The sequence below is a fragment of the Salinimicrobium oceani genome (assembly GCF_012037645.1).
In genome coordinates this window covers 1-710 of sequence record NZ_JAAVJR010000140.1, presented here as the reverse complement: position 1 = coordinate 710, position 710 = coordinate 1, and the positions used below count along the sequence as shown (strand labels likewise).

Annotated in this window: 1 protein-coding gene; it reads left to right on the top strand. The window is 46.5% G+C overall.

Going from position 1 to position 710, the window contains the following annotated elements:
* On the top strand, window positions 1-710 hold a 710-nt coding region (gene hemC, locus HC175_RS15890; protein ID WP_168139398.1), incomplete at both ends, for a hydroxymethylbilane synthase.

Genomic DNA, 710 nt, shown 5'->3' with positions numbered 1-710 from the left:
ACTAAGACCCTGGACGTGGCAATGCTCACCGGTACTATTGACATTGCCGTACATTCCATGAAAGATGTTCCTACTGCCCTTCCTACAGGAATTGTAGAAGCAGCGGTGCTAAAAAGGGCACATTCCCAGGATATTTTGATCCACAAAGGCACCGATTTTTTAAATGAAGAAGGAGTTGTTGCGACTGGAAGTCTGCGCAGGCAGGCACAATGGCTGCATAAATATCCCAATCATGAGATCGTAGATCTAAGAGGAAATGTCAATACCAGGCTTCAAAAACTGGAGGACAGCGACTGGAACGGAGCCATATTCGCTGCTGCCGGTCTCGAGCGTATAAATCTAAAACCGGAATCCTACATAGACCTTAAATGGATGATCCCGGCACCTGCCCAGGGAGCCATGCTCGTCGTGGCCAAGGAAGAAGATGATTTTTGCAGAAAGGCACTTGCCGCTTTAAATCATGAACCTTCTCAAATCTGTGTTCATATTGAGCGGGAATTTCTAAGAGTCCTTGAGGGAGGATGCACCGCACCCATTGGAGCATTGGTTACCATTGAAGGTGATACGATCCACTTTAAAGGAGCTTTGTTTAGTCTTGATGGGCAACAAAGAATAGGTGTGGAAAAGACTATTGCTGTTTCTGAAAATAAAGGCTTCGGTAGAGCCTGTGCTGAAGAGATTCTGCAAGCCGGTGGCGCAGAACTCATGAA